The sequence below is a fragment of the Sphingobium sp. B2D3C genome, assembly GCF_025961835.1.
Classification (GTDB): Bacteria; Pseudomonadota; Alphaproteobacteria; order Sphingomonadales; family Sphingomonadaceae; genus Sphingobium.
This window is the reverse complement of sequence record NZ_JAOQOK010000001.1, coordinates 187,172-213,594: the sequence shown is the minus strand read 5'-3', so window position 1 is coordinate 213,594 and position 26,423 is coordinate 187,172. Positions and strand designations below refer to the sequence as shown.

Genomic DNA, 26,423 nt, shown 5'->3' with positions numbered 1-26,423 from the left:
ACCGGGGAGTGTTCCCTCCCCCCTTGACCAGCAGGACGGAGCCGAGGGCATACAGCCTTGGCTCCGACCGATACTCTGCGCCGCGTGGTGCCGCGACCGGCGGACTGAGGCCCGCCGATCCCGCAGCTTATTGCGGTTTTGCCGCCACGCTCATCACATAAGTGGCGACGTCGTTGATGTCCTTCTCGCTCAGCTGGCCCTCATAGCCGGGCATGGCGCCGGCACCCTTCGTGACGCGCTCGACGATCAGCGCGTGGGTGAGGTTGGCATTGCCATCCAGCGAGGGGCCGATGGGGCCGCTGGCATCAGCTGCGGCCAGCGTGTGACAGGCGCCGCATATGGTGCTCTCGAACACCTGCTTGCCATGGGCAGGATCACCGGCGGGTGCATCAGCTGCCTGCGCCGGAATCAGGGCGAGCGGTGCTGCGGCGAGCAGGGCGGCAATCGCTGATATGCTCCACATCTTGGCGGCGTTTGCGCGTGTCACAGAAAATCCCTCCGTCCGAATCATTGCCATTCTAATCATCTGCGCCCTAAGTCAGGATCGGCAAAAAAGTCCAGAACCGCGCCTGACGCTCAAGGCCTTCGTCCCGACGCCTGAACCGGGGCGGCTGAACGGCGGCTGACGCGCGCGGCAAGACGAGAGGAGCAGAGCCATGGGCCAGGCAGACACAACGCGCTTTTCCGACGTACGCTTTCCCCAGAGCGGCGGGTGCCAGTGCGGCGCGGTGCGCTATGAACTGAGCGCGCCGCCGCTGGGCATCTGGGCGTGCCATTGCAGCCTGTGCCGCAAGCAGAGCGGCAGCGCCTTTGGGCTCTCCATGGGGGTAGCTATCGAGAGCCTGGCGTTCACGCAGGGGACGCCGGCGATCTGGACGCGCAACACCGACTCCGGCCATCGGCTCGACTGCCTATTCTGCGCCGACTGCGGATCGCGGCTGGTCCATCGCCGTCATAGACATGAAGGCATGCAGACGCTCAAACCGGGCACGCTGGACGATACGAGCTGGGTGGTGCCGGGTCGCCATTTCTTCGCGGAGACGGCGCTGGATTGGGTGAAGCCGCTGATTCAGGGCACGGACTAACCGCCGATCTAAAACCTATTTGGAATATTTTTTGATATTCATCATTCCAAATTGACGTGTCTGCGCCTGAGACTGCAAACACCTCAAGTCTCTCGTGCCCCCTGCACTTGCCAATATCCCCGGTCAGGCTCATGGGATGGGGATGCTTTCGCTGCTCTCCATTCTGATCGGCGCGGTCGCGCTGATTCTTGCCATTCCCGCGATCATCCCCGGCCTTGGCTGGGCCAATTGGGTGATTGTGCCGATGGCCCTGTTCGGGGCGCTGATCGGCCAGTTCGCGGCGGGCAGTGGCGCGCGCAATTTCTGCCTCGCCGTCGCCGCCTTCGGCACGTTGCGCCTGTGGGCCGGCGGTGGAATTTTCTGAACGAGAGCGGCAATATGAGCAGCCAACCCACCGACATCGCGGATGCCGAACAGGCGGCCGAACGGCGCGCGGGCCTGCTCGCCGGCGTCGGCGCCTATGCGATCTGGGGCCTGATGCCGCTTTATTTCAAGCTGCTCGGCCATGTCTCTCCTTTCGAGATCGTGGCGCATCGGGTGATCTGGTCCGTCGCCTTCCTCGCCATCGTGCTGGCGGCGATGCGGCAATATCGCGCTTTCGTCGCGATCTTCAGCCAGCCGCGCATTCTCGCCGCGCTGGCGCTGAGCGCGGTGCTCATCGGCATCAATTGGCTGGTCTATATCTGGGCGGTGGATACCGACCATGTCGTGGCGGCGAGCCTTGGCTATTTCCTCAACCCGCTGGTCAATGTGCTGCTCGGCACGCTGGTGCTCAAGGAAGTGCTGCGCCGCCGGCAGGCTGTCGCCATCGGCATCGCGGCAGTGGGCGTCGCGCTGCTCGCCATCGGCGAGTGGCAGACTCTCTGGATCAGCCTCGCGCTGGCGATCAGCTTTGCCTTTTATGGGCTCGTCCGCAAGCTGACGCCGGTGCCCTCGACCTCGGGTCTGGCGGTGGAGACGCTGGTGCTGTGCGCCCCGGCCCTCGCGCTGGTGAGCTTTTATGCCGCGCAGGGCACCCTGGCCTTCGGTGAGGATCGCTGGGTGACGCTCGGCCTGATCGGCACCGGGGCGCTCACCTCCGTGCCGCTGATCCTGTTCGCTATTTCCGCGCGCGCCCTGCCGCTCGTGACGCTCGGGCTGATGCAGTATATCGCTCCCTCGCTGCAGTTCCTGTGCGGGGTATTCCTGTTCGGCGAGCCGATGTCCGCCGGGCGCTGGGGCAGCTTCCTACTGATCTGGGTCGCCCTCGCACTGTTCGTGTGGGACAGTCTGAGCGGCGCTCGCGCGCGGCGGCGCACGCTGGCATGAGCAGCGCCGCCGCTGCCGAGGCCCCCTCCGCGCCCGCACGCCGCGACCGGCCCCTGTTCGCGATCATGCTGCGGCTGCTGGCGATGATGATGATCGGCGCGACCTACGCCATCGGCAAGCTGCTGATCGAGCGCGGCGCCAATCTGGCCGAAGTGGTGTTCTACCGGCAGCTCTTTGCCTTCCCCGTCGCGGCGCTCTGGGCGGTCGCACTGATGGGCACGGCCCTGCTGCCCAAGGCACCGATGCGCACCCACATCACTCGCACCAGCCTCGGCATGATCGGCATGTTGCTCAACTTCGGCGCGGTCGCATTGCTGCCGCTGGCGGAAGCGACCTCCATCGGCTTTACCATGCCGATCTTCGCCACAATCCTTTCGGCGCTATTGCTGCGCGAACAGACCGGCATCCACCGCTGGAGCGCGGTGCTGCTCGGCTTTGTCGGCGTGGTCATCATGACCCATCCGGACTCCGCCAATTTCGCCTCCGCCGGCGTGTTTGTGGCGCTCGGCGGGGCAATGGTGACGGCGCTCGTCGCCATCGTGCTGCGCGATCTTGGCAAGCGCGAGTCGGCGCCGATCATCGTCTTCTGGTTCACCCTGCTCTCGCTGCCGCCGCTTGGGCTGATGCTGATCTGGTACGGGCAAAGCCATGATCCCGTCGCATGGACGCTGTTCATCGGCTTGGGGCTGACCGGCGGGGCGGCGCAATTGTTCATGACCTCGGCCCTGCGCTACGGGCCGGTCTCCATCGTCATCCCCATGGATTACAGCCAGATGATCTGGGCCACGCTGGCCGGCTGGCTGCTCTGGTCCTACTGGCCGGAACCCTCCATCTGGGTGGGAGCCGGGCTGATCGCAGCGAGCGGACTCTACATCGCCTGGCGCGAGCATGTGCGCCGCGCGCTCACCGTCAGCCCGGATGAGGACCGCGCCGGAAGATCAGGCTGAGATTATTGGCCGGCATCTCGACGACGCGCTTCAGCTCGAAGCCCTCGGACGCCGCCGCCGCCTCGACATCGTGCACCCAGCGCAGGCCCCAGGCGGGGTCGCGCGCGCGCAGCGACTCATCGAAAGCGAGATTGCTTGGGGCCGTCTCCGCCTCGCGGCGGAAATAGGGGCCGTAAAGAAAGAGCGGCGCGCCTTCCGGCAACAGCATCGCCGCGCCGTGGAGCAGGCCGAGCGTTGCAGCCCAAGGCGAGATATGCACCATGTTGATGCACAGGATCGCGTCCGCCTCGCCGATCGGCCACGCCTCGGGATCGGCAGCGTCGATCTGCAGCGGCGGAGCGAGATTGGGCAGCGCGACCTCATCCGCCCAGGCGGTGATCGAGGCGCGCGCGACCGGGTCAGGGTCGCTCGGCAGCCAGCGCAAGGCAGGGAAGCAGCGCGCGAAATGCACGGCATGTTCGCCGGAGCCGCTGGCGATCTCCAGCACGAGCCCGGTGGCCGGCAAGGTCTGCGCGAGCAATTGGGCGATGGCATCGCGGTTGCGCACCGTGGCGGGCGCGTGGCGCTTGCCGCCCCGTGCGGGAGACTCACCGGTCAGCCAAGGCTTCGACCTGTCATCCATCGATCCATGCTCCCTGTTCAAGCTCACCCTCTATAACAGACCGGGCGACGAAAAGAGGCATCAAACCGACGTAAAATGGCTCAATCCCAGCGCATGACGGTCTTGCCGATCAGCGCACCGGCCTCCAGCGCGGCGTGCGCCTCGCGCAGCGTGTCGACACTGGCGGTGAGCGTTCGGGTGCGGGTGGAAACCAGCGTGCCCGCATCGACCAGCGCCGCCACCTGCCGCAAAACCGCCTGCTGCTCGGCCATGCGAAAGCCGTTGATCGACTTGGCGAACATGAACTCCCAGTGGACCGAGAGCGCCTTCTGCTTGAACGGCAAGATGTCCAGCGCGGCGGGATCGTCGATGACCATGAGATGGCCAAAGGGGCGCAACAGCGTGGGGATGACCGGCAGATAGGCATCGGTATGCGTGGTGCTGAAGATGGCATGGAGATCATGCAGGCCGAGCCCCGCCAGTTCGCGCTGCACATCCCGGCCGATGACATGGTCGGCGCCCATAAGCTGCGCGAAGGCGACCGTCTCCTGCCGGGATGCGGTGGCGATGACGGTGGCGGGGGTCAGCGCCTTGAGCAGTTGGATCGCCATCGAGCCGACGCCCCCTGCCCCGCCGATGATCAGCACGCGGCTGTCCGCATCATAGACGATCCCGCGCTCCAGCATCGCCTCATAGGCGGTGAGCGCGGTCAGCGGCAGGGCGGCGGCATCGGCGAAATCGAGGCTCGCGGGCTTGTGCGCGACAAGGCGGTGATCGACCGCTTGCAGACGGGCATAGCTGCCCGGTCGGTTGAGATCGCCGGCATAATAGACGGCATCACCAACCGCAAAGCCCTGCACCTGCGCGCCAACGGCCTCGACGATGCCGGCAGCATCCCAACCGAGCACGACCGGCGCATTCGCCGTGCCGCCGCGGCGCTGGCGGATCTTGGTATCGACCGGATTGAGCGCGAACGCCTCGACCCGGACCAGCAGATCCTGTGGGCCGGGCACCGGATCGGGCAGGTCGCGCAGGGTGAGCGCGAAGTCCGTCAGCGGGTGGGCGGCGTCATAAGCAAAGGCCTTCATCGCGCGTCGACTCCTGGCTCCTGAATTGGGCATCTGGTTGGAAAGGGCGCCGTCAGTCCTTCAGGCGGACCCAGACCGGGGCGTGATCGCTGGCTTTCTCCCGCCCGCGATAGGCCTTGTCCACCTGCGCATCGACCAGCCGGTCGGCAGCAGTGGGCGAGAGCAGCAGATGATCGATGCGGAAGCCTGCATCGCGTTGCCAGGCGCCGGCTTGATAATCCCAGAAGGTCCACACGCCGCCGAGCGGATGGCGCGCGGCCAGCGCATCGGTCCAGCCGTCGTTGAGCAGGGTCTTGTAGGCGGCGCGGCTCTCCGGCTGCATCAGTGCGTCGCTGGCCATGGCGGGTGGCGACCAGACGTCGCGATCGAACGGTATGACGTTGTAGTCCCCGGCCAGCACGGCAGGCACTTCCTCCGCCCAGATCTGCGCCGCACGGGCGCGCAGCCGGGCCATCCAGCGCAGCTTGTACTCGAATTTGGGGCCGGGCACCGGATTGCCATTGGGCAGATAGATGGAAGCGATGCGCACGCCGTTCACATCCGCCTCGATGTAGCGGCTGTGCTCGTCTTCCGGCTCTCCCTCGAGCCCGCGCGTCACTTCCTGCGGGGTGGCGCCCTTCGCCAAGATCGCGACGCCGTTAAAGCCCTTCTGGCCGTGCCAGATGGCGCCATAGCCGGCATCTTCGATATCCTTGATCGGGAAGCCTTCATCCTGCGTCTTGATTTCCTGCAGGCAGGCGACGTCCGGCTGGGTTTCCGTCAGCCACTCGACCAGACGCGGCAGCCGCGCCTTGATGCCGTTGATATTGAAGGTCGCGATCCGCATGAACTAAAGCCCTTTTGCCGGCACCTGCCAGTGAGGGTCCGTCTTAGGGAGAAGCGGGGCGCTTCGACAAGCGCGTCCCGGCGCAAACGCCCAGAAAGTCAGACCGAGAAGCTGGTTCCGCAGCCGCAGCCGGCGGTGGCATTGGGATTTTCAACCTTGAAAGCCGCACCACCGAGATTGTCCACAAAATCAACCACGCAGCCGCGCACCAGATCGAGGCTCATGGAATCGACGACCAACTTCACGCCGTCCGTCTCGACCATAACATCGTCCGCCTCGGGCGCATCGGCCAAGCCGAAGCGATACTGGAAGCCGGAGCACCCCCCGCCTTCCACCGCGAGGCGGAGAATGGCCGGCTTGCTCTGGCGCTGGGCGATCCAGGCGACCCGCGCGGCGGCGGTGGGAGAGAGGCTGATATCCATGGCTGCTAGATAGGGCGCACACGCCGCAACGGCAAGCGGCGGCCCGCAAGGGAGCCGCGCCGCGCTTGACGATGGAGAAAGAAACTCAGGACAGCCTGCTCACCCGAGCGGGCGAGCGGCGATCAACGATCGCGGTTGTCGGTGGGGCGGTTGGCTTCCGGGCCACCCATGGCGACCTGACGATCGCTGTGCTCCTTGGCCTCGGCCAGAGCCAGCTCGTAATTGGTGCCTTCCAGATAGGGCATCGGGTTCACGGCGCTGCCGGCGATGCGGACTTCATAGTGAAGGTGGCTGCCAGTCGAGCGACCGGTGGAGCCCATCAGGCCGATGAGCTGGCCGCGACGGACGCGCTCATTGGGCTGGGCGATCAGCTTGGACATGTGGCCGTAGCGGGTCTCGAGGCCATTGCCATGGTTGATCTCGACGAGATTGCCATAGCCGTTCACCCACTGCGAGCGGCGCACGACACCATCGGCCGTCGCATAGATCGGCGTGCCGATCGGGCCGGGAATGTCGATGCCCTGATGCATGCGAGCGCGGCCGTTGAACGGATCGCTGCGAGTACCGAAAGAAGAGGTGAGACGCACATCGTCGACCGGCTGGCGCGACGGGATGGAGGCCTTGCTGTCCGTGCTCTGCTCGGTGGACTGCTCCATCTGGACCATCGCCGAGAAGAGCGAGGCGAACTGGGCGTCGTGGCCGGCATCGGCCAGAGCAGGAGAGGCAACCATCAGACCGGCAATCGCCAGAACCTTCGCGGCAGATTTGAGGACACCCTCTTTGGCGAAGGTCATAGCGCTCGAATCGATCATTTGGACCCCTTGATGGGCCGTGACCGACCCCTCAATGTTTTTGTGTTTCCGGCTCATGTGAACCGGCTGGGGCTTTTCGAGCGAAGAACGGGTTAAGGCGCAAGAGGCAGGTAGAAATCGCGCGTCAAACCGGCCTGACTCCGCGCTGAGTCGTTGAACGGCGGCTTAACCGCACCGCGACAGTGGCGCCGAACCAACATTTGGTAGCTTTCCTGCGGGTTTGCGCCGGATCGATTCATCGACCAAAAAAACCACTTCGTCCCTGCGCCGACATGACGAATTTCGTCGTCAACGATTCGGGTCAGCATCCGCGCGGTCCGCTCATCGTTGAAATGCCTGAACCGCACGATGGTTTCCGGGGTGATGTCCAGCGCCCGCGCTTCCAGCACCATCGGCACGATGGCGAGGCGGGCCGCGACGTCATGCGCGGTTTCGATCGCGGCCTCCCACAGACCATCATGGGCAGGCAGATCGCCATAGGCGCTGCCCAGTTCCTCCAGCCGGCGCGCAAGTAGGGCGAAATGCATCGCCTCGTCTGCGCCGACACGCAGCCAGTCGTCGGCAAAGTCGGGCGGGAAGTCCGCGCCAAAGCGTGCGATGAGATCGAACGCCAGATCGATGGCGACGAATTCGATATGCGCCAGCGCGTGAATCATCGCGATGCGGGCGCGCTCCGAGCCCCCCTTGCCGCGCTTTGGCATGCGGTTTGGCGGCAGAAGCTCAGGGCGCTCGGGCCGGCCGGGCCGGTCTGGCGGGGGCGTATCGAACCGGTGCGCGAGGCGCCCAAGCCGCCAGTCCCGCGCCGCCTTGCGTGCCGCCATCACCTTCTCGCGCGGATTGCTGCAGCGCAATACGGCAACGCAGGCATCGCCCAATGTGGCCGGTTCAGTCAGAGCCATTCCATCACCGCCTTCCCGATGTAGAGCATGCCAATCGCGGTGACGATCCATGCCGTATAGCGCCGGAAGTGGCCGTCACTGATCCGATCCAGCAGTCGCCCGCCAAGCATCGTGCCGACCATGGACAGCGGCACGGCGATGGCGAACACCCACCAGGGCGGCATGGCACTCCGACCGGCAAGCAACATGGGCATACCAAAGACGCCAATCTTCGCGATATGGCTGAAAACCTGCCCCGCCGCCTTGGTCGAGACGATCTGGTGGCGGGTCAGCGGGGTGCGGACGAAGAACACGTCCATCATCGGGCCGGCAACGCCCGCCGTCAGGTTAAGGCCTGACACGGTGAACCCGGCAAGGAAGGCATGGGAGGGCCGGGATGCATCGAGAGCGATCCAGCAGCGGGGCAGCCAGACGACCAGCGGCACCAACCCGAGCAGCAGGAACAGCAAGGGTCGCGAGGGCGAGAAGCCGATCATCGCGACCACCGCACCTGCAGCAAAAACGCCCAGTGCATAAGTGCGCATGATCGGCCAGACGACATGCTCGCGATGCACCACCGCCCGCCAGCCATTGGCGACAAGCTGGAGGATGCCATGCGTAACGAACGCCGCCGACACCGGCAGCAGGAAGGCGAGGATGCCCATCAGCAGCAATCCCCCCGCCATACCGAAGATGCCGGAAAGAAACGCGGTGGCGAAGGCCGCGATTATGATCAGGACGCCCGTCATCGTCGGCGCGGTTAGCCGCTTTTGGTCGGCCCGTCACCCGCCTGCTTGCCCATCACCAACGCGCCGCCGCATCAGTCTTGCCGGGCGAGAACGACGCGCCTAGGGCGAAACCGTGTGACGGATCAATGATCGCGACAGCACGGAGGGGACCAGCATGATGAGCGCGCAGCAGACAAGGGACCAACGGCTATGAGCGGCGGCACCTTTTCTCCCTTGCGCCACCGGACCTTCCTGCTGATCCTGCTCGGCAGCCTGTTCTCGCACTTCGGCAATGCCATCCAGTCCGTGGGCGCCGCCTGGCAACTCACCATCACCGGCCAGCCGGCTGACGTCATCGCCCTCGTCCAGAGCGCGACCAATCTGCCGATCATGCTACTGGCCCTGCCGGCCGGCGCGTGGGCAGACATGTTCGACAAGCGACTGGTGATGCTGGGCGCGCAGACCGGCATGGTCTCGCTTTCCGTCCTGCTGGCGGCGCTCGCCTTTGTTGGCACGACACCGCCGGGGCTGCTCATCGGCCTCACCGCCCTTCTCGCCTGCGGCGTGGCCTGCTTCAATCCGGCGCTGGCCTCCTCCATCGGCAGCATCGTGCCGCGCAACGAACTGGCCGCGGGCGTCGCGCTCAACATCCTCGCCTTCAACATCGCGCGCAGCCTTGGCCCGGCCATCGGCGGCGGTGTCGTCGCACTGGGCGGCGCGAAGGCCGCCTTCGTCGTCAATGCCCTCTCCTATCTGATGGTCATCGTCATTCTGCTGCGCTGGCGCACCGCGCCGCCAGCGCCGGCCACAAGGCGCCCGCTGCTGACGGTGATCGGCGAGGGCTTCCGCTTCGCGCTCGGCTCCCCGGCGATCCGCACCGTGCTGGTCCGCGCCATCAGCTTCACGCTCGCCGGCAGCGCCGCCTGGGCGCTGATGCCACTGGTCGCAACACAGATGCTCGGCCAGGGATCGATGACCTTCGGCCTGCTGCTCGGCGCACTCGGCCTTGGGGCCGTGATCGGCGCGGCGAGCAGCACCTGGTTCCGCCAACGCTTCTCCAGCGAGGCGATCATCCGGGGCGCCGGCCTGCTTTATGGCGCGGTGTGCGTGTGCGTCGCGCTCGGCATCGGGCTGGTGCCCACGCTCGTACTGCTTGTGCTGGGCGGCGCCGGCTGGGTGCAGGCGCTCTCCGGCTTTGCCGTCGCCGGCCAGATGTGGTCGCCCGCCCCGCTTATCGGGCGCATTACCGCCATGGTGAGCAGCCTCACCTTCGGCGGGATCGCGCTGGGGAGCTGGCTGTGGGGCCATGTGGCGCAGGCCCATGGCGTTGCCAGCGCGCTGCTGTTCTCCGGTCTGGCGATGCTGGTTCTGCCGTTCATCGGCCTGATCTGGCCGATGCCCCGGCACGAGGGCGCTAAGCCCGCCTGAGGCTCTGCGTTCGCGGGGCCTGCCCGCCTCTCCTCTGCCCCACGCTCTTGCCGCCGCTGGCCCACGCGCCTAGGGAAGCAAGGGACCATGGCCGATCCCCGCATCATCGACATCGTGCTCGACGAGAAGACGATATTGTGGCGCAGCGCGGATGTGGAGCAGGAACGACGGATCGCGATCTTCGACCTGCTGGAAGACAATCATTTCGCGCCGGTGCGCCAGCATGAGGACGGCTATGCCGGCCCTTATCGAGTGTTTCTGCGCGTGGCGGACGGGCGGCTGGTGATCGAACTGCGGCGCACGGATGACAGCGCGCTGGAAGCGATCATCCTCGGCCTCGCCAGCCTGCGGCGCGCGATCCGGGACTATTTCGCGATTACGGAGAGCTATTATCAGGCGATCCGCCAGGCGACGCCGAGCCAGATCGAAACCGTCGACATGGCCCGGCGCGCTGTCCACAACGATGCCGCCGAATTGCTGCGCGGGCGGCTGGAGGGGAAGATCGACGTGGACTTCGATACCGCGCGGCGGCTGTTCACGCTGATCTGCGTGCTGCATATCCGCGCATAACAGGACTGACGAAAAGACATGAGCACTACCAAGGCCAAGCGCATGACCAGCGCTCCGGGCGCCCGGCGCCGGCGGATCAAGGTGACGCCGCTGCGCCTCTTCATGCTGCTGCTGGTGATCGGCGGCGGACTGGTGGCGGGCCTCTTCATGCTCGCCCGCAGCTGGACGCCCTCTGCCAAATATTTCCCCGTGCAAGGCATCACGCTGAGCGCCCAGAGCGGCGCGATCAACTGGCGGATGGCCCGCGCGGCAGGTGCCGACTTCGTCTATCTGCGCGCCACCGATGGCGCGCGCGGGCGGGACAGCGCCTTTAATGATTATCTCGCCGGCGCGGTCGCCAACGACATGCGCCACGGCGCCATCCATCGTTATGATCTGTGCAGCAGCGCCTCGGCGCAGGCCACGCGGTTCATCGCCACCGTCCCGCGCGACCCACAGATGCTGCCGCCGGTGGTGGAAATGGGCTTCGACCTGCCCTGCACGGCGCGGCCCAACCGCGATACGCTGCTCGCCGAGCTGAACACCTTCCTCAACCAGATCGAAACCCACGCCGCCAAGCCCGCCGTGATCCGCACCAGCCGCGAATTCGAGGCGGCCTATGATGTAGCCGGTGGCATCAACCGCACCTTGTGGGTGGACGGCGACTTCTTCGTGCCCGATTACACCACGCGTCCCTGGACGATGTGGACCGCCTCGACCTGGAAGCGGGTCAACGGCATCGAGGGGCCGATCGAATGGAATGCGGTGCGGCAATGAGCGATGAAGCGACCCGACAAGACCCGGCAACGCCGACCCCCGACGAGCGCACGCTGATCGACGCTGCGCGGGGCGCCATGGCGCAGGCCCATGCGCCCTACAGCCGCTTTGCAGTCGGCGCGGCGCTACGACTGACCGACGGGACGATCCTCACCGGCGCCAATTTCGAGAATGCGAGCTACGGCCTGTCGCTCTGCGCCGAAACCGTGGCCATCGCTGCTGCCAATGCGCAGGGGCGGCTGCGGGACATTGTAGCGATTGCTGTGACGGGCGGAGCCATGGGCGGCGGGGATGGCGGCATCATCACGCCTTGTGGCCGCTGCCGGCAGATCATCAAGGAAGCGCAGGATATGGGCGGACGCCCGCTCGCGATCCTGTGCGCCACGCCCGATGGCGCCGCCGTGCTGCGCCTCACGCTCGACGCGTTGCTGCCGCACGCCTTCGGCCCGGCCAATCTCGGCATCGGCCCGGGCTGATCCCCACCATATCATCGCCTCTGGCATTCGGCGCGGCGAGCGATTAGCAACGCCCCCATGGCCATACTCTCCGACAAATGGATTCGCCGTCAGGCGCAGGAAAACGGCATGATCGAGCCGTTCGTGGAAAGCCAGCGGCGCGAGGGCTGCATCAGCTATGGCCTCTCCTCTTATGGCTATGACGCGCGGGTGGCCGAGGATTTCAAGATCTTCACCAATGTCGACAGCGCCGTGGTGGACCCCAAGGACTTCGCCGCCAACAGCTTCGTCGACCGCAAGACGGACGTGTGCATCATCCCGCCCAACAGCTTCGCGCTGGCGCGGACCGTGGAATATTTCCGCATTCCGCGCGATGTGCTGGTGATCTGCCTCGGCAAATCCACTTATGCGCGCTGCGGCATCATCGTGAACGTAACGCCGCTGGAGCCAGGTTGGGAAGGCCATGTGACGCTGGAATTTTCCAACACCACGCCGCTGCCCGCCAAGATCTACGCCAATGAAGGCGCCTGCCAGTTCCTGTTCCTGGAAGGCAATGAGCCGTGCGAGACGAGCTATGCCGACCGCGCCGGCAAATATATGGGCCAGCGCGGCGTGACACTGCCCAAGCTCTAACCGTGCTGGCATGTCGCCGGAAAGCTTTTGCTAAGCACGATTGCGCTGGCCGGATCGCTCCCGCTCGCTTTATATGGAGAGGCACATGTTTGGCCTCTTCAAATCCAAGTCAAAGCCTGAACCTCTGACCCATGCGCCAGACCTGGGCGAGGGCCGCCGCGTCTATGCGATCGGCGACATTCATGGCCGGCTGGATCTGCTGCTCGAACTCATCGATCTGATCGCGGCCGACGACCATAGCCGTGGCCCGACCGGCAGCACGCAACTGGTGTTCCTGGGCGATTATGTCGACCGCGGGCAGGACAGCAGGGGCGTGATCGACTATGTGCTGCAACTTCGCGACTGGTGGCCAAACATCCTCTGCCTGCGCGGCAATCATGAGGAAGTATTCGCGATGGCCGTAGAGGGCGATGAGAGCGCGCTGCGCTTCCTCACCCGCATCGGCGGCCGCGAGACCCTCCTCTCCTATGGCGCCAGCGAGGCCGATCTCGACACAATGACGCTGGGCGAACTGCGCGACTGGCTGACGAGCGCGGTGCCGGATACGCATCGCGCCTTCCTCGCCGGGCTGACGGATAAGGCGATCATCGGCAATTACGCCTTCGTCCACGCCGGGGTCCGGCCCGAAGTGCCGCTGGACGAGCAGGACGAAAAGGACCTGCGCTGGATCCGCGAGGAATTCCTGTTCTACGACGAACCGCACGATTATTTCATCGTCCATGGCCACTCGATTACCGAGGCGGTCGAGCAGCGCGAAAACCGGATGGGAATCGACACCGGCGCGTACAAGTCCGGCGTGCTGACAGCGGCCGGACTTGAGGGCACGGAGCGGTGGTTTCTCTCCACCGGTAAATCGGGGGGCTAGGTCGGCTCCGTCAGGCACAACGCAGACATTGCGATGAGTGCAGCCGGACTGCCCTCGCTTCCCGTCACCTACGGCTCCCCACCGCTCCGTTCGTGTCGAGCGAAGTCGAGACACGGTTGGCACAGGCCTCGCGTGTCTCGACTTCAGCCAAAGGCTGAAGTTCATCCCGAGCGCTCGCCTGTGGGCAGTCGAAGGGCTCGACACGAACGGCGCGTCTGTTCTGAGCACATGATGCAATCGCACCGATGGTGCCATCGCCACGGGGTTGAGGCCGCGCGCAAGTGCTTTAAAGGCTTCCGCTCACGCTCTACGAGCGCCTTGTCGGTCGCCTAGCGCGTCCGCCCGGCAGCGCGTGTCAGGAATTTGAATCACCATGAATTACCGCCATTCCTTCCATGCCGGCAACAGCGCCGATGTCGTGAAGCACAGCCTGCTGATCGCCCTTGTCCGCGCCTTGCAGCAGAAGCCGGGCGCCCTGACCCTGATCGATACCCATGCCGGCTGCGGGCTGTACGACCTTGGCAGCGAGCAGGCCCAACGCACCGGCGAGGCCATGAACGGCGTGCTGCGCGCCTTTGCCGATCCTAACCCCTTGCTGAGCGACTATCGCGCCGCCGTGCAGGCGGTGAACGTGGGAGCCGAGCCGCGCCTCTACCCCGGATCGCCGCAGATTCTGGCGCAGCTTCTGCGCCCGCAGGATTTGCTGATCCTCAACGAAAAACATCCCGAAGACGCTTACTCCCTGCGCGGCGTAATGCGCGGCACGTCCGCCGCCGTGCACGAGCGCGATGCCTACGAGCTTTGGCTGGCGATGGTGCCGCCCCGCACCGCGCGCGGCGTGGTTGTGGTCGACCCGCCCTATGAGCAAACGGACGAACGCGCCCGCATCACCGCCACCCTCGCCGCCGCTCACCGCAAATGGGCGCATGGCGTGACGGTGATCTGGTACCCGCTCAAAGACCGCGCCACGCATCAACGTTGGAGTGGGCAACTCCGCAAGCTCGGCATCCCGAAATTCTTGCAGGTGGATCACTGGTTGTACGATGCCGACCAGCCGGGCATCTACAACGGCGCAGGCCTTTATATCGTCAACCCGCCCTACGCCTTCACGCAGGCGCTGCCGCCTCTGTTGGAAGCCCTGCGGGCCACGCTGGCGCCGGAGGGGCATCGAGGCGAGATCACAGCCGATTGGTTGAGCGAGTAGGGCAGAATCTCATCGGGGGCGGCAGTGGGCCGAAAGGCAACGTTTGCCGGTGGGTCGGCGCATGAGCCAGTCCTTCGATACGCTGCTTCGACAGGCTCAGCAGCTACTCAGGACGAACGGAGGGTTGTCCGGATGCCGTTTTCGGCCGCAGATGACGCGGCGGCTATTCCATCGGGACTGCATCTGCCTGGGGTGCGCCAGGCCAAATCGAGGTGCTTGTCTGCCCTGGGCTCCTGCCTTCGCAGGAGCACGGGGTGGTTTTTTGGAGGTCGGGCGTGTCCGGTATATGGGGCGTATGGTGTGCCCGCATGCGGCTGCGTTTTCTGCACACCTGTCCTGATCCACCGGTTCCGGCGAGGCCCACGCAGCAAAGGCCGACGGATCGCTCCGCCGCCTTTCCCATAAATCCAGTTCGCAGCGTGAAGTCAGGCGACCTGCGCCGTCTCCAGTTCGTCGATGATCTCGTCGGGATCGCGCAGCACATAGCCGCGGCCCCAGACGGTCTCGATGTAATTGTCGCCGCTGCACGCGAGGCTCAGCTTCTTGCGCAGCTTGCAGATGAACACGTCGATGATCTTGAGTTCCGGCTCGTCCATGCCGCCATAGAGATGGTTGAGGAACATCTCCTTGGTGAGCGTGGTGCCCTTGCGGAGCGACAGCAGCTCCAGCATCGCATATTCCTTGCCGGTGAGGTGGACGCGATTGCCATCCACTTCCACGGTCTTGGCGTCGAGATTGACCGACAGCTTTCCGGTGCGGATGACGCTTTGCGAATGGCCCTTGGAGCGGCGGACGACGGCATGGATGCGCGCGACCAGCTCTTCCTTGTGGAACGGCTTGGTGACGTAATCGTCTGCACCGAAGCCGAAGGAGCGGACCTTGCTGTCCATCTCGGCAATGCCGGAGAGAATGAGGACCGGGGTCTGCACGCGCGATGCGCGGAGCTTCTTGAGCACGTCATAGCCGTGCATGTCCGGCAGGTTCAGGTCCAGGCAGATGATATCGTAATCGTAGAGCTTGCCGAGATCGAGGCCTTCTTCGCCCAGATCGGTCGTGTAGACGTTGAACCCCTCGGTGGTCAGCATCAGCTCGATAGCTTTGGCAGTCGTCGGTTCGTCTTCGATCAGCAACACGCGCATACACCAGCCCCTTTGCTCAGTTGGCCGGAGAGCTGCTCGTCACTCAATCCAACCACCAGTAACTATTAACCATATGAAGAGTGAACGCAAAAGGTTAATTTTACGTAAACTGGCCTGAAAGCACGAGTCGCGGGCCGTTTGCGTGCTTAATGGAGTGAGAATCAATGCGGCTCCCTCCGCCAATGGCAAGTAAATGGAGGCCATCCCTCCCTGCGTCTTCCCCCTGCGGGCGATAGCGCCTAGGGAGGCTGCATGTCCTTTACCCATGATCCCCGGAACAGCCGCAGAGGGTCGCCCGTGGGCGATCTGTCCCCCCTTACCGACCGGGTGATCTTCATGGATGGCGAGGCCATCGTGCTGGACAAGCCGGCGGGCCTGCCCGTCGACCGCCCGCGCGACGGCGCGCTGAGCCTGGAAAATCATCTCGACAGCCTGACCTTCGGCTTCCAGCGCTGGCCGGTGGCGGTGCATCGGCTGGACCGGGACACCAGCGGCTGCCTGCTGCTCGCTCGTAATCCCAAGGCTGCCAAGCGCTTCACCCAGGCCTTCGAAGCGCGCGAGGTGGAGAAGGTCTATCTTGCGGTGCTGGACGGCGTGCCAGCGGAGCGCGAAGGCGTGATCGACCTGCCGCTGGGCAAGACCAGCACGCGCGAGGATGGCTGGCGGATGCAGCCGGACCCGAAGGGCAAGCCGGCCGTCACGCGCTGGCGCCTGCTGGAGGCGCGCGATGGCCGCGCGCTCGTGCAGTTCCGCCCCGAAACCGGGCGCACGCACCAGCTGCGCGCCCATGCCCTGCACGGCCTTGGCCTCGGTATATTGGGCGACCGTTATTACCCCTCCGCGCCACCCGGGGCGCCATGGGATGGCCGGATGCTGCTGCACGCAGTCAGCCTCAAGCTGCCGCGCGCAGGCAAGCCGCCCGTCGAGGCCGAAGCCCCGCCCCCGGCGCCGTTTGCAGCGGCGGGCTTCCCCGATGCCCAGTCGCTTAACCGGGACGCGCCTTCACCGGCCGAGGGCTAACAGGGCTGGTCAGACCTGCGCCTTGAAGGGCGTGAAGTCGGTCTGCTCATCATAGACGTCCAGCCCCTCGCGCCGCTTGAAGAAATTGACGGCGAGGTAGGTGACCGGCGTCAGCACCGCTTCCCAGCCTACTTTCAGCGCCCAATTGGTGACCATCACGGTCAGCACCTGATCGGTGGACCATAGGCCATAAAAGGCCAGCGGATAGAAGAGCAGGCTGTCAACGCCCTGCCCGACGATGGTCGAGCCAATAGTGCGAGTCCACAGATGCTTGCCTTTGGTCAGCAGCTTCATCTTGGCGAGCACGAAGCTGTTGGTCAGCTCACCGGCCCAAAAGGCGAAGATCGAGGCGAAGACGATCCGCGGCACCTGGCCAAAGACCGACTCATAGGCCGCCTGCCCGTCCCAGCCATCCGCCGGGGGCAGCGAGACGACCACCCAGCTCATCAGGGCCATGAACAGCATCGCGGCGAAGCCGGCCCAGATGCAGCGCCGGGCGCGGGCATAGCCATAGACTTCCGTCAGTACGTCGCCCAGCACATAGCCTAAAGGAAAGAACAGGATGCCGGCACCGAAGGTGAAGCCCCACAGGCTCGCCAGCTTGGCGGCGCCGATGACGTTGGAGAGCAGCAGCACCGCGACGAAGGCGGCCATCACGAAATCATAATATTGCAGCCGGTGGCCCGCGAGCGCGCTGGCATCGACATGAGCGATCGAATGGGGAGCGATCGAGGGCGGAGTCGCGGCGGACGCGGCGTCGGAGGGAGCAGCCATGGCGCGGGACTATGCCGCGCGATATCGCGCCCTGCAATCGATCTTGCAGCCTCCTGCCCCCACCCAAAACCGCGCGCGGCATCGCTTTGCCATTGCCAGACGCCCGGCGATGCGGTTAGCGGATCGTTCCGTGGCCCCGTAGCTCAGCCGGATAGAGCATTCGCCTTCTAAGCGAATGGTCGCAGGTTCGAATCCTGCCGGGGTCGCCACTTCTTCCATTTCGCGTCAGCAAAGGCCGGGAAAGTTAAGCCCGCGCCGCCTGTGCCTGAGCGCGCCGTCGCTTGGCGGCATAGAGCGCCTCGTCCGCCTCGCGCATCAGCACTTCCATGTGGCTCTCCTCGGCGCGCGCGGTCGCGGTGCCGATGCAGGTGGAGATGCGGATGCGGTTGCCCTCGATGACGAAGGGCTGCGCGATGGCGCGGACCACGCGATCAGACAGCAGCGTGGCATCCTCCGCCTTATCGAGGCCGAACTGCACGATGACGAACTCATCGCCGCCCAACCGCGCCACGATATCCTCGCTGCGGATGGCACTGCTCAGCCGCTTGGCGACCATCTGCAGCAGCGTATCGCCGGCGGCATGACCGTGGGTGTCGTTCACCGGCTTGAACCCGTCGAGATCGAGATAGTGAACCGCCACGATCCCCTTTCCCCGCTTGAGGACCACGGCCTCATCGAACCGCTCGCGCAAGGCGAGCCGATTGGCAAGGTTGGTCAACGGATCGCGCCGGGCCAATGATCCGGAGGTCAGCCGCTTGCTGATCCCCGTCACGGCAGACTCATGCCGCGTCGCAAGACTCTGCGCGCCGGCATAGAGGAAGGCCAGAATGGAGGCGCCGGTGGCGATCGACATGGCGTCGGCACGGATAAAGGCGGCCAGAGCGGTGGGGAGGCTGGCCGCCAGCATGCCCGGCACGGCAACGGGGGGGCGCAGGCCCGACCCGGCGGCGAGGCCGGCACAGAAGCCGACGACCAGACACACCATCAATGGCTGCCCGTCCGACTTCTGCAGGATGACAAGCCCGCTGAACAGGCCAAGCGCGAGGGCAAAGCTGAGCTGGGGTATGAGGAACATGAGCTCGAGCTGTCTGGCCCGGACCGGGTGAAGGTCGCTGGCTAGCGCCTGTCCGCGCAAACGCAGCGTGACGATGATCCGCACCCCCATCGCCAGCACCCCGGCCACGCCGAGCGTCAGCGTGAGCCGGTCCCGCGTCTCGTTGACAATAAGGGCGACGCTGAGGGTAAAGGCGACCGCCATGATGGCAGACGGCGTCACATTGACGAACAGGCTGCGCACCAGTTCGACATACACCTTGTCCGCGAGCAGCACCTGCCGGTTGATCATGGCCCTCTTCCCTGCCCCCTTCTACCAGCAAAACACACGGGCGCCGAGAATGTTCGCCGGGAGCCGGAAAAGACGGGAAATGCCAAGACGGCGCAGTGGTTCCCTACGCGCGCAGTTAGCGCGTTATCCGCGGATCAAGGTTCCGGCGGCCCGCAGGCTTTCGTCACTGTTGACCAGCATCGACCAGCCCTGCGCATGCTGCTGCTCCAGCAGGCGGCCGATCTCGCGATAGCCCTGCGCCAGCGGGTAGCGCTCGTGCGCCTCCAGCCAGAGCCGCAGGAGCAACCGCTCGCGACCGGGCGTGTTGGTAAAGCCGGTGCGCGAGTGCATCACCCGGAAATTGTGCCAGAAGATCATCTCGCCCGGCTGCAGGGTGAAGGACACCTTCAGCTCCGGCCGCGCCGCCATGCGCATCAAGACGCGCAAGGCCTCCACGAAGCGCTCCGGCACCGGCTCGCCCCTGATCTGTGCGGCCTGCACGATGAAGAGCACATAATTGTAGATGCCGATATGCCCGTCGATCACGGAGAAGCTGGGCACCTTGTAATCGGTGACGCTCTCCAGGCTGGTCGGGTAATAATAGCCCTCCTCCAGCACCGCCAGAACGTCCGGTCGCTCCGCTTGGATCGCCGCGTAGACGGCGGCAGCACTGACCAGCCCGCTTACCCCGCCCTCCGGCGAGGTGACGACGGAAGCCAGGCTGAGGATCTCGTGATAGTCGGTGTGCGGCCCGAGCTCGGTATCGTTGAGATAGCCGCGCCGTTCGGGATTGGGCTCCTTGCGCACCAGCCCGATGCGATCGTGGCGCGCGCTCTGTTCGACCGCGCGGCCCAGATGCGTGCCAAGACCGAAGTGCAGGCGCTGGAACGCTTCCAGGTCGTAGCGCGCGATGTCGATCCCGCTCAGCAACACGGCGCCGCGCCCGGCCATCAGGTCGTAATTCACCGCTGCCATCAGGCTCGCGATCGCCGGCGCGCCGAAATCCTCCTGCGTGACGGCGGTCGGCGCGCGGCCCTGCGTGGCGCGGACGGCAGCGTCCAGCGCGTCGAGCTGCGCCGGTCCCAGCCGCCGGGTGAGGCCCTCGGCACCCCCGCCGAGCGTGCCGGTCCATGCGCCGGAAGGCTTACCGAGACGGGTCAGTTCGCTCGGGTCGGGGCGGGATAGGGTCGCGCTGTCAGTCATCAATACTCTCAATTCACGGGATTATTCCGCTGCGGCGGCCTGCTCGGCTTCCGGCATCTTGCCTGCCTGGTCATGCAGGAACACGCCCTGCCTGCGCAACTCTGCCTGCAGGCTGGTCACATCGAGCGCGCGCGGCTGGACGCCGGCGTTCACGCTGAGCGCGGCTGCGGCGCCAGCGGCCTGTCCGGTCAGCCAGCATTGCGGGATCTCGCGCATGAAGCCATGCGAGTTGGCATCGCAGCTGATGTGCTTGCCGCCTGCCAGCAAGCCATCGAGCTTGCGCGGCACCAGCGCGCCATAGGGCACCGAGATCACCGGATATTTGAGGCTGACCGAAGGGCTGACGCCAACCTCGTCCGGGAGCGCAATGCCGTCGGCCCACTGGCTGCGCAGGATCTTGCCCATGCCGGCCAGACGCCTTGTGTGCCGCACGCCAAGCTGCGAGCCGCTCTGCAGCATATAGCATTGCTCGAAGCCCGGCGCATGTTCGAGGAAGAACTCGCAATGCGTCTGCATGAAGCGGTGCGAGCGGATCTCCAACTCGGTCTGGTCATCCACATCCAGCGCGGACAGGCCGGATTGGCGCGGGCCGAGGAACAGCGCGATGTCGTTGCGCCAGGAGACATAAGGCGGCTGGAAGAAGCCGAGCCGCTCACGGCCGAGCTTGGCGAACTCGGCATATTGCTCGGGCTCATTGGCGCGGAAGGCCAGCCAGCGGTCCATGTCCACACCGCCCAGCATGAAGCCGGTATTGGCGCTGTGATGGACGTCGCCTTCCTCGATATCGGTATCGAACTCGGCCCCCGCCCGCGCGAAGATGTCGCCATCGCCGGTGGTATCGACCACCACCTTGGCACGCAGCGCCTGACGCCCGGCCTTGGATTCGAACACCACACCCTCGACCTTGCCATCGGCAACCATCGGCACTGCTGCCCAGCTGTGGAACACCAGCCGCACGCCGGCTGCCAGCAGCATCTCCTGGCTGATCAGCTTCAACCGCTCGGGATCGAGCGTTGGCGACCAGCAGACCGTGCCGTGGAAGGCCGCAGTGCGCTGGCCCCAGTAGCTCGCCTTCTTGGGATCGCGCGAGCCCCAGTCGGCGCGCGGCGGCCCGGCAAGGCCCGCGGCGGGCAGGCGCCCAAGCACATCATTGGCAAAGCCCTGGATGACCTGGCGACCGGTCCAGTCGGTCATCCGATCGATCCAGATGACGAGGCCGCCCGTGGAAAGACCGCCCAGATGATTATAGCGCTCCATCAGCACCACATCGGCCCCGGCCTGCGCCGCCGCCCAGGCCGCCGCCGTGCCCGAAGGCCCGCCGCCGACCACCAGCACGTCGCAGCTGTGATACACCGGAATCTCGCGCGCGGGCTCGACCCAGGTCCCCGTGCCATTGGCCCGCGGCAGCACCCGACCACCCGTCTCGAACACGTCAGAGGCCAGAAAACGATCCTCCGACTGGCGAACCTGACGGACCTTCGGCGTCTGCTCTTCAGCCATCTGACATTCTCTCCTCACTGATTCGCCTTGCTTCATAGTCAAGGCAACAAATTTTCGCTCGTGTATAGAGAGCTTGCTAATTATTAGTTCAGATGTAGCTAAACAGGTAGCGAAATGATCGCAGTCCCGGCAAAGGACGGCGAGATATGGATAATCTGCGCGAAGAGGGAGACGCCTGCGGTATGGCCAGAGCGGCAAAAACGGTTGATCTTGCAACGTTGCTCGACGGACGCAAGCTCACGCCCTTCAACTATCTGCTGATCATGCTCTCCTGGCTCGTCACGCTGTTCGACGGGCTGGACATGATGATGATGTCGTTCACCGCCCCCTATATGCAGGACGAGCTGCAGCTCACGGACATCGAGATCGGCAATGCCTTCTCGGCCGGCACGGTGGGCATGGTCGTCGGCGGGTTGATCTTCACTTATGTCGGCGACCGCATCGGCCGCCGCCCGACAATCATCATGTGCACCTTCGCCTTTGGCATCCTGACCTTCCTCACCGGTTTCGCGACCAATTATCCGGCGCTGCTCACCCTGCGCTTCCTCGATGGTCTGGCCATTGGCGGCGCTCTGCCGCTCGCCTGGGCGCTCAATGTCGAATTCGTGCCACCCAAACTGCGCGCCACGGTGATCGCCTTCATCATGATGGGCTTCAGCCTCGGCAGCGCGGCCGCCGCCCCGCTCACCAACATGATCGCGCCGTTCCATGGCTGGGAAGGCGTGTATTTCGCCGGCGGCATCGGCTCGGTCGTCTGTGCGCTTGCCATCGCGATTTTCCTGCCGGAATCCCCGCGCTTCCTGGCCAGCAAGGGCATCAAGCCCGAGCTGATCGTCGCGACCATCAAGCGGCTGGACAAGAGCATCGACGTGCAGGCGGACGACCAGTTCATTCTGGCCGACGAAGGCAAGCACAAGCGCAACTTCCGCTTCAGCGACCTGTTCGTCGGCAATCTGCGCCTGCTCACCCCGATAATCTGGATCGGCTATGGCGCCAGCGCCCTCGGCATCTTCTTCAAGTCCGCCTTCGGCCCGCTGGTGCTGGAACGGATGGACGTGGCGCGGGAAACCGCCGCCAACGTTTCGGCCATCGGCGCGCTGCTCGGCGCGGTTGCCGGCGTGGTCATCATGCGCTTCTCCGCCCGCTACGGCCTCAAATTCGCGGCTGCCTGCACGCTCCTTATCGTGCCCATGGCCGTCGGCATCGGCATGGAATGGATTCCGCGCGCGATGCTGCTGCCGACCATCGTGGTGCAGAGCATGCTGGTCGGCGGCTGCCATGCGGCAATCATCAGCCAGCTCGCGCTCTATTATCCGAGCGCGATCCGGGCGAGCGCCGGTGGCTGGGCCTCGGCGGTCGGCAAAATCGGCGGCATCGTCGGCCCGCTGATCGGCGGCGCGATCCTCGCGAGCGGCATCCCCGCCGTGCGCACCTATGCACTGGCGGCGATCTGCCCGTTCATCCTCTTCCTCTCGATCCTCGTGATCAACATGCTGCTCAAGCGGCCCGAGCGCCCGGCGACCGCAGCTTAAATCCTACCCGCTCGCGGGGAGGGGGACCGCCGAAGGCGGTGGAGGGGGTCTCGCCCGCCCCCTCCGTCAGCGCTGCGCGCTGTCACCTCGCCATATATGGGGAGGATTTGAGGCGCGCTTAGGCGAGTGCGCGCTCAATGAGCGCCATGGTCGAGGGATCGAAGCCCTGCGCGCCATTCTGTTCGATGGACTTGGCGATCTCCTTGCCGAGTTCCACCCCGAACTGATCGAAGCTGTTGATCTCCATCAGCACGCCATTGGCAAAAGTGCGGTGCTCGTAGAAGGCAATCAGCGCGCCCAGCGTGTGCGGGCTCAGCTCATCGATGAGGATCGTCGTCGAGGGGCGGTTGCCCGGATAGGCCCGCGCCGGGTCGGCGGCATTCTCGCGACCCTGCATCAGCGCGGCGCCCTGCGAGAAGCAATTGACCAGCAGGGTCTGGTGATGGGCAGAGTCGAGCGTGTCGCCCGGTTCGGTCACCGCGACGAACTCCACCGGCACGACATGCGTGCCCTGATGGAGAAGCTGGAAGACCGCGTGCTGCGCATCCGTGCCGACACCGCCCCAGGTGATCGCAGACGTCGGTCCATCGACCGGGCTGCCATCCGCCTTCACCGACTTGCCGTTGCTCTCCATCTCCAGCTGCTGAAGATAGGAAGGCAGCAGCCGCAGCCGCTGATCATAAGCGAAGACGGCGCGGGTCTGGCAGGCCATGACGCGGGCATAGAACAGGTCGACAAAGGCAGCGCGCAGCGGGGCATTGTCGCGGGCGTCGGCGTGGCGGAAATGCCGGTCCATCGCCGCAGCGCCTTCCAGCAGCGCCTCATAGGCATCCCAGCCCAGCGCCAGCGCGGCGGGGAAGCCGATGGAGGACCAGAGCGAATAGCGCCCACCGACACTCTCCGAGAAGCCGAGGATGCGCGTCTCGTCCACGCCCCATTCGATCGCCTTGTCCGGCGCGGCGGTGAGCGCGATGACCTGGCCATAAGGATCGTCCGCACCGGCCTGCGTCATCCACGCGATCGCGCTGGCGGCATTGAGCATCGTCTCGGTGGTCGTGAAGGTCTTGGAGGCGATGACGAGCAGCGTGAAGGCCGGATCGAACCGGGCCATCGCATCCTCCAGCGCCACGCCATCGACATTGGAGACGATGGCGACGTCATAGCGGTCGGCATGACGAGCAAGCGCATCGACCAGCAGATCCGGTCCCAGCGCCGATCCGCCGATGCCGACGTGCAGGATGTGGCGGATCTCGCCGAGCGCGCCGGCCTCGATGGCGTCGATCAGCGTGCGCATCCGCACCTTGTGCTCGCGTGCGGCGGCCACGCTGTCCGGGTTGCCCTCGCCACGCTCGGCGGTGTGCTCGACAGCGCGCCCTTCGGTCACGTTGATGACCTCGCCAGCGAACATCGCCGCGCGCTTGCCGTTAAAGTCAACTGCCTGCGCCAGCGCCTCGAAGGCCGAGAGCGTCGTCTCGGTGAGGTGCGTCTTGGAGAAATCGAAGCGCAGGCCGGCCTCCTCGACCACATGGCCCGCCAGCCGATCCGCCTCATCGCGGAACAGGCTGCGCAGATCGGGAATCGGCGCGGCCTTGATGTCGGTCCAGCAAGCGGTGATGCGATCAGGGTCGGTCATGGTGCGTAAGCGCTCCGGTCTGGCGTTGCTTTATTCATGGGCGGCATATCCAATGCGCAGGCCTATTGCACGTGCGAAGCGCGCCACAATGCTTGACGCCGCCACCCCCGCCCCGCAAAGACGCTATATTCCCGTCATCGCGACGAACCTGTCTGGAAAGCTGCCTTTCGATGTCCCACAAATCCGAGACACGGGATTTCCTGTGGTTCCTCGTCAAGCTTGTGGTGATCGTGGTGGCGATCCGCTCGCTGCTGATCGCGCCGTTCAATATTCCCTCCGAATCCATGCAGCCGCGCCTGCTGATCGGCGACTATCTACTCGTCTCCAAATGGTCCTACGGCTATTCGCGCTACAGCTTCCCGTTTCAGCCCGCTTTGTTCGAGGGGCGGGTGATGGGCAAGGTGCCCGAGCGGGGGGACGTGGTGGTGTTCGCCTCGCCGGGCAATCCCAAGGAAGACTGGATCAAGCGCGTCATCGGCCTGCCGGGCGATACCATCCAGATGCAGGACGGCGTCGTCTATCTAAACGGCAAGGCCATTCCCAAGCGGCGAATCGATGATCTGGTGATCCCGGTGACCGCCAACATGCTGCAGGCCGCCAATACCGAGCGCAGCCCCTCGCCCTGTTTCATCGAGGAATTCGAGTTCACGGATGCCAAGGGCGAGGCCTTTTGCCGATACCCGCGCTATCGCGAGACGCTACCGAACGGAAAAAGCTACGAAGTGCTGGACCTTATCGACGGTCCGGCGGACAATAGCGCCGTCTCTGTTGTACCGGAGGGCCACGTCTTCGTCATGGGCGACAATCGCGACCGCAGTGCCGACAGCCGCATTCCCGTCGACGCCCGGGGCGTCGGGCCGTTGCCGATCGACCATCTGATCGGGCGGGCGCTGGTCAGCTTCTTCTCCACCGACGGTTCGGCCAATCTGCTCCTGCCCTGGACATGGTTCACCGCCGCCCGGCCTGAACGCATCGGCGAAGGCTTTTGAGCACGGCCGATCTCGACGCCTGGCTCGCCGACCTTATCGGTCAGGCGCCGGGGCAGCGGGCGCTCTATGAGCAGGCGCTGACCCATGGCAGCGCGAGCGCGACCCATTATGAGCGGCTGGAGTTTCTGGGCGACCGGGTGCTGGGGCTGGTGATGGCCGATTGGCTCTACGTCCGCTTTCCCGCCGAGAAGGAAGGCCAGCTCTCCCGCCGGTTCAATCAGCTGGTGACCGGCACTAGCTGCGCGCAGGTAGCGCGCGAGATTGGCGTGCGCACGCATCTGCGCCTCGGCAAGCAGGCGCGCGACGACGGGGCGGTCGAGAGCGACAATGTGCTCGGCGATGTCGTGGAAGCGCTGATCGGCGCCATGTATCTCGACATCGGTATGGATGCCGCGCGGGCGTTTATCCACCGCATGTGGGAGCCGATGGTCGAGGGACAGGCCAGCGCGCCCAAGCACCCCAAATCCGCGCTGCAGGAATGGGCGGCGGCCCATAACCGCCAGCCGCCACATTATGAGCTGCTGGAGCGCAGCGGGCCGCAACATGCCCTGCGCTTTACCATCTCGGTGTCCATACGCAGTGCGGGTGAGGCGCAGGGCGAGGGCCATTCCAAGCAGGAGGCCGAGACGGCCGCCGCCATTGCCCTGCTCGCCAAGCTCAAGGCATGATCCGCGCCCCCTTTTCAGCCAGCGCGCGCCATGCG

At 65.4% G+C, this 26,423-nt stretch carries 29 protein-coding genes and 1 tRNA gene; 16 read left to right on the top strand and 14 right to left on the bottom strand.

The annotated features are described in order from the left end of the window. Nucleotides 1-127 precede the first annotated feature (127 nt). The gene (locus tag M2339_RS00935; protein WP_264587802.1) at nucleotides 128-487 is read right to left on the bottom strand and encodes a c-type cytochrome; all 360 of its coding nucleotides are present in this window, start codon (nucleotides 485-487) and stop codon (nucleotides 128-130) included. Between the two features lie 169 nt (nucleotides 488-656). Here M2339_RS00935 and M2339_RS00930 point away from each other — a divergent pair, with 169 nt between their 5' ends. The 4 genes from M2339_RS00930 (at nucleotide 657) to M2339_RS00915 (ending at nucleotide 3,340) form a co-directional block, all read left to right on the top strand. Then, nucleotides 657-1,085 (top strand): GFA family protein, encoded by a 429-nt coding sequence (locus tag M2339_RS00930; protein WP_181560553.1) that lies wholly within the window; start codon nucleotides 657-659, stop codon nucleotides 1,083-1,085. A 136-nt stretch (nucleotides 1,086-1,221) separates the two neighbouring features. Next, nucleotides 1,222-1,449, top strand: a complete 228-nt coding sequence (locus M2339_RS00925) for a hypothetical protein (RefSeq protein WP_413714710.1) — start codon at nucleotides 1,222-1,224, stop codon at nucleotides 1,447-1,449. Nucleotides 1,450-1,463: 14 nt separating this feature from the next. Then, entirely contained in the window at nucleotides 1,464-2,393 is a 930-nt protein-coding gene (gene rarD, locus M2339_RS00920) for an EamA family transporter RarD (protein WP_264587803.1), read from the top strand. Further along, on the top strand, nucleotides 2,390-3,340 hold the full coding sequence (locus tag M2339_RS00915) for a DMT family transporter (protein WP_264587804.1): 951 nt from the start codon (nucleotides 2,390-2,392) through the stop codon (nucleotides 3,338-3,340). Before rarD ends, M2339_RS00915 begins: the two co-directional genes overlap by 4 nt. On the opposite strand, the gene M2339_RS00910 is transcribed toward M2339_RS00915, so the two are convergent. From M2339_RS00910 to M2339_RS00880, 7 genes are all read right to left on the bottom strand, one after another. Continuing rightward, nucleotides 3,303-3,962, bottom strand: coding sequence for a class I SAM-dependent methyltransferase (locus M2339_RS00910; RefSeq protein WP_264587805.1), 660 nt, complete (start codon nucleotides 3,960-3,962; stop codon nucleotides 3,303-3,305). The two genes, M2339_RS00915 and M2339_RS00910, sit on opposite strands and share 38 nt — an antisense overlap. A gap of 80 nt (nucleotides 3,963-4,042) precedes the next feature. Beyond that, the gene (locus M2339_RS00905) at nucleotides 4,043-5,029 is read right to left on the bottom strand and encodes a zinc-binding alcohol dehydrogenase family protein (RefSeq protein WP_264587806.1); all 987 of its coding nucleotides are present in this window, start codon (nucleotides 5,027-5,029) and stop codon (nucleotides 4,043-4,045) included. Between the two features lie 52 nt (nucleotides 5,030-5,081). Continuing rightward, nucleotides 5,082-5,855, bottom strand: coding sequence for an exodeoxyribonuclease III (gene xth / locus M2339_RS00900; RefSeq protein ID WP_264587807.1), 774 nt, complete (start codon nucleotides 5,853-5,855; stop codon nucleotides 5,082-5,084). A gap of 98 nt (nucleotides 5,856-5,953) precedes the next feature. Beyond that, the gene (gene erpA, locus M2339_RS00895; RefSeq protein WP_264587808.1) at nucleotides 5,954-6,277 is read right to left on the bottom strand and encodes an iron-sulfur cluster insertion protein ErpA; all 324 of its coding nucleotides are present in this window, start codon (nucleotides 6,275-6,277) and stop codon (nucleotides 5,954-5,956) included. 122 nt (nucleotides 6,278-6,399) lie between these two features. Beyond that, entirely contained in the window at nucleotides 6,400-7,089 is a 690-nt protein-coding gene (locus M2339_RS00890; protein WP_264587809.1) for a M23 family metallopeptidase, read from the bottom strand. Between the two features lie 92 nt (nucleotides 7,090-7,181). Then, complete coding sequence (locus M2339_RS00885) at nucleotides 7,182-7,988, bottom strand: ferritin-like domain-containing protein (RefSeq protein WP_264606121.1); 807 nt, start codon at nucleotides 7,986-7,988, stop codon at nucleotides 7,182-7,184. Beyond that, a complete protein-coding gene (locus M2339_RS00880; RefSeq protein ID WP_264587811.1) occupies nucleotides 7,979-8,716 on the bottom strand; it encodes a sulfite exporter TauE/SafE family protein in 738 nt (245 codons plus the stop codon). Before M2339_RS00880 ends, M2339_RS00885 begins: the two co-directional genes overlap by 10 nt. Before the next feature lie 189 nt (nucleotides 8,717-8,905). On the opposite strand from M2339_RS00880, the gene M2339_RS00875 reads away from it, so the two are divergent. The 7 genes from M2339_RS00875 to M2339_RS00845 all read left to right on the top strand — a co-directional run bounded on the left by M2339_RS00875 (nucleotide 8,906) and on the right by M2339_RS00845 (nucleotide 14,606). After that, nucleotides 8,906-10,123 carry an MFS transporter gene (locus tag M2339_RS00875; protein ID WP_264587812.1) on the top strand — a complete coding sequence of 406 codons (1,218 nt, stop codon included), beginning with the start codon at nucleotides 8,906-8,908 and terminating at the stop codon, nucleotides 10,121-10,123. 87 nt (nucleotides 10,124-10,210) lie between these two features. Then, the gene (locus tag M2339_RS00870) at nucleotides 10,211-10,693 is read left to right on the top strand and encodes a UPF0262 family protein (protein WP_181560564.1); all 483 of its coding nucleotides are present in this window, start codon (nucleotides 10,211-10,213) and stop codon (nucleotides 10,691-10,693) included. 18 nt (nucleotides 10,694-10,711) lie between these two features. After that, the gene (locus M2339_RS00865) at nucleotides 10,712-11,449 is read left to right on the top strand and encodes a GH25 family lysozyme (RefSeq protein WP_264587813.1); all 738 of its coding nucleotides are present in this window, start codon (nucleotides 10,712-10,714) and stop codon (nucleotides 11,447-11,449) included. Next, nucleotides 11,446-11,925 carry a cytidine deaminase gene (locus M2339_RS00860; RefSeq protein WP_264587814.1) on the top strand — a complete coding sequence of 160 codons (480 nt, stop codon included), beginning with the start codon at nucleotides 11,446-11,448 and terminating at the stop codon, nucleotides 11,923-11,925. Before M2339_RS00865 ends, M2339_RS00860 begins: the two co-directional genes overlap by 4 nt. Nucleotides 11,926-11,982: 57 nt before the next feature. After that, nucleotides 11,983-12,537 (top strand): dCTP deaminase, encoded by a 555-nt coding sequence (dcd, locus tag M2339_RS00855; protein WP_181560566.1) that lies wholly within the window; start codon nucleotides 11,983-11,985, stop codon nucleotides 12,535-12,537. 85 nt (nucleotides 12,538-12,622) lie between these two features. Next, the gene (locus tag M2339_RS00850) at nucleotides 12,623-13,402 is read left to right on the top strand and encodes a metallophosphoesterase family protein (protein WP_264587815.1); all 780 of its coding nucleotides are present in this window, start codon (nucleotides 12,623-12,625) and stop codon (nucleotides 13,400-13,402) included. Nucleotides 13,403-13,775: 373 nt separating this feature from the next. Further along, nucleotides 13,776-14,606: a 23S rRNA (adenine(2030)-N(6))-methyltransferase RlmJ gene (locus M2339_RS00845; protein WP_264587816.1), complete on the top strand. Its 831-nt coding sequence runs from the start codon at nucleotides 13,776-13,778 to the stop codon at nucleotides 14,604-14,606. 425 nt (nucleotides 14,607-15,031) lie between these two features. Here M2339_RS00845 and ctrA read toward each other — a convergent pair whose 3' ends face one another. Continuing rightward, a complete protein-coding gene (gene ctrA / locus M2339_RS00840; RefSeq protein ID WP_181560569.1) occupies nucleotides 15,032-15,745 on the bottom strand; it encodes a response regulator transcription factor CtrA in 714 nt (237 codons plus the stop codon). A gap of 306 nt (nucleotides 15,746-16,051) precedes the next feature. Here ctrA and M2339_RS00835 point away from each other — a divergent pair, with 306 nt between their 5' ends. Next, a complete protein-coding gene (locus tag M2339_RS00835; RefSeq protein ID WP_264572301.1) occupies nucleotides 16,052-16,765 on the top strand; it encodes an RluA family pseudouridine synthase in 714 nt (237 codons plus the stop codon). 9 nt (nucleotides 16,766-16,774) lie between these two features. Here the strand turns inward: M2339_RS00835 and M2339_RS00830 are convergent, their stop codons facing one another. Continuing rightward, nucleotides 16,775-17,539 carry a queuosine precursor transporter gene (locus M2339_RS00830; protein WP_413714709.1) on the bottom strand — a complete coding sequence of 255 codons (765 nt, stop codon included), beginning with the start codon at nucleotides 17,537-17,539 and terminating at the stop codon, nucleotides 16,775-16,777. 132 nt (nucleotides 17,540-17,671) lie between these two features. Between M2339_RS00830 and M2339_RS00825 the strand changes: the two genes are divergently transcribed. Beyond that, nucleotides 17,672-17,748: transfer RNA gene (locus M2339_RS00825), tRNA-Arg, on the top strand. Between the two features lie 35 nt (nucleotides 17,749-17,783). On the opposite strand, the gene M2339_RS16200 is transcribed toward M2339_RS00825, so the two are convergent. The 3 genes from M2339_RS16200 to M2339_RS00810 all read right to left on the bottom strand — a co-directional run bounded on the left by M2339_RS16200 (nucleotide 17,784) and on the right by M2339_RS00810 (nucleotide 21,566). After that, nucleotides 17,784-18,884 carry a diguanylate cyclase domain-containing protein gene (locus M2339_RS16200; RefSeq protein WP_181560572.1) on the bottom strand — a complete coding sequence of 367 codons (1,101 nt, stop codon included), beginning with the start codon at nucleotides 18,882-18,884 and terminating at the stop codon, nucleotides 17,784-17,786. Nucleotides 18,885-19,007: 123 nt separating this feature from the next. Then, the gene (locus M2339_RS00815) at nucleotides 19,008-20,066 is read right to left on the bottom strand and encodes a TauD/TfdA family dioxygenase (RefSeq protein WP_264571247.1); all 1,059 of its coding nucleotides are present in this window, start codon (nucleotides 20,064-20,066) and stop codon (nucleotides 19,008-19,010) included. Between the two features lie 21 nt (nucleotides 20,067-20,087). Then, complete coding sequence (locus M2339_RS00810) at nucleotides 20,088-21,566, bottom strand: FAD-dependent oxidoreductase (protein WP_264571248.1); 1,479 nt, start codon at nucleotides 21,564-21,566, stop codon at nucleotides 20,088-20,090. A gap of 146 nt (nucleotides 21,567-21,712) precedes the next feature. On the opposite strand from M2339_RS00810, the gene M2339_RS00805 reads away from it, so the two are divergent. Continuing rightward, complete coding sequence (locus M2339_RS00805) at nucleotides 21,713-23,098, top strand: MFS transporter (RefSeq protein ID WP_264606120.1); 1,386 nt, start codon at nucleotides 21,713-21,715, stop codon at nucleotides 23,096-23,098. Nucleotides 23,099-23,216: 118 nt separating this feature from the next. On the opposite strand, the gene pgi is transcribed toward M2339_RS00805, so the two are convergent. Further along, nucleotides 23,217-24,731, bottom strand: a complete 1,515-nt coding sequence (gene pgi / locus M2339_RS00800; protein ID WP_264587818.1) for a glucose-6-phosphate isomerase — start codon at nucleotides 24,729-24,731, stop codon at nucleotides 23,217-23,219. 170 nt (nucleotides 24,732-24,901) lie between these two features. Here pgi and lepB point away from each other — a divergent pair, with 170 nt between their 5' ends. Further along, nucleotides 24,902-25,720 carry a signal peptidase I gene (lepB, locus tag M2339_RS00795; protein ID WP_181560576.1) on the top strand — a complete coding sequence of 273 codons (819 nt, stop codon included), beginning with the start codon at nucleotides 24,902-24,904 and terminating at the stop codon, nucleotides 25,718-25,720. Continuing rightward, entirely contained in the window at nucleotides 25,717-26,388 is a 672-nt protein-coding gene (gene rnc / locus M2339_RS00790; RefSeq protein ID WP_264579713.1) for a ribonuclease III, read from the top strand. The genes lepB and rnc overlap by 4 nt, the downstream gene beginning before the upstream one ends. The last annotated feature ends 35 nt before the right edge of the window (nucleotides 26,389-26,423 follow it).

Coding starts and splice junctions, on each gene's coding strand:
- M2339_RS00930 (WP_181560553.1), top strand. CDS start 657: ATGGGCCAGGCAGACACAACGCGCTTTTCCGACGTACGCTTTCCCCAG.
- M2339_RS00925 (WP_413714710.1), top strand. CDS start 1,222: ATGGGGATGCTTTCGCTGCTCTCCATTCTGATCGGCGCGGTCGCGCTG.
- rarD (WP_264587803.1), top strand. CDS start 1,464: ATGAGCAGCCAACCCACCGACATCGCGGATGCCGAACAGGCGGCCGAA.
- M2339_RS00915 (WP_264587804.1), top strand. CDS start 2,390: ATGAGCAGCGCCGCCGCTGCCGAGGCCCCCTCCGCGCCCGCACGCCGC.
- M2339_RS00910 (WP_264587805.1), bottom strand. CDS start 3,962: ATGGATGACAGGTCGAAGCCTTGGCTGACCGGTGAGTCTCCCGCACGG.
- M2339_RS00905 (WP_264587806.1), bottom strand. CDS start 5,029: ATGAAGGCCTTTGCTTATGACGCCGCCCACCCGCTGACGGACTTCGCG.
- xth (WP_264587807.1), bottom strand. CDS start 5,855: ATGCGGATCGCGACCTTCAATATCAACGGCATCAAGGCGCGGCTGCCG.
- erpA (WP_264587808.1), bottom strand. CDS start 6,277: ATGGATATCAGCCTCTCTCCCACCGCCGCCGCGCGGGTCGCCTGGATC.
- M2339_RS00890 (WP_264587809.1), bottom strand. CDS start 7,089: ATGATCGATTCGAGCGCTATGACCTTCGCCAAAGAGGGTGTCCTCAAA.
- M2339_RS00885 (WP_264606121.1), bottom strand. CDS start 7,988: ATGGCTCTGACTGAACCGGCCACATTGGGCGATGCCTGCGTTGCCGTA.
- M2339_RS00880 (WP_264587811.1), bottom strand. CDS start 8,716: ATGACGGGCGTCCTGATCATAATCGCGGCCTTCGCCACCGCGTTTCTT.
- M2339_RS00875 (WP_264587812.1), top strand. CDS start 8,906: ATGAGCGGCGGCACCTTTTCTCCCTTGCGCCACCGGACCTTCCTGCTG.
- M2339_RS00870 (WP_181560564.1), top strand. CDS start 10,211: ATGGCCGATCCCCGCATCATCGACATCGTGCTCGACGAGAAGACGATA.
- M2339_RS00865 (WP_264587813.1), top strand. CDS start 10,712: ATGAGCACTACCAAGGCCAAGCGCATGACCAGCGCTCCGGGCGCCCGG.
- M2339_RS00860 (WP_264587814.1), top strand. CDS start 11,446: ATGAGCGATGAAGCGACCCGACAAGACCCGGCAACGCCGACCCCCGAC.
- dcd (WP_181560566.1), top strand. CDS start 11,983: ATGGCCATACTCTCCGACAAATGGATTCGCCGTCAGGCGCAGGAAAAC.
- M2339_RS00850 (WP_264587815.1), top strand. CDS start 12,623: ATGTTTGGCCTCTTCAAATCCAAGTCAAAGCCTGAACCTCTGACCCAT.
- M2339_RS00845 (WP_264587816.1), top strand. CDS start 13,776: ATGAATTACCGCCATTCCTTCCATGCCGGCAACAGCGCCGATGTCGTG.
- ctrA (WP_181560569.1), bottom strand. CDS start 15,745: ATGCGCGTGTTGCTGATCGAAGACGAACCGACGACTGCCAAAGCTATC.
- M2339_RS00830 (WP_413714709.1), bottom strand. CDS start 17,539: ATGGCTGCTCCCTCCGACGCCGCGTCCGCCGCGACTCCGCCCTCGATC.
- M2339_RS16200 (WP_181560572.1), bottom strand. CDS start 18,884: ATGATCAACCGGCAGGTGCTGCTCGCGGACAAGGTGTATGTCGAACTG.
- M2339_RS00815 (WP_264571247.1), bottom strand. CDS start 20,066: ATGACTGACAGCGCGACCCTATCCCGCCCCGACCCGAGCGAACTGACC.
- M2339_RS00810 (WP_264571248.1), bottom strand. CDS start 21,566: ATGGCTGAAGAGCAGACGCCGAAGGTCCGTCAGGTTCGCCAGTCGGAG.
- M2339_RS00805 (WP_264606120.1), top strand. CDS start 21,713: ATGGATAATCTGCGCGAAGAGGGAGACGCCTGCGGTATGGCCAGAGCG.
- pgi (WP_264587818.1), bottom strand. CDS start 24,731: ATGACCGACCCTGATCGCATCACCGCTTGCTGGACCGACATCAAGGCC.
- lepB (WP_181560576.1), top strand. CDS start 24,902: ATGTCCCACAAATCCGAGACACGGGATTTCCTGTGGTTCCTCGTCAAG.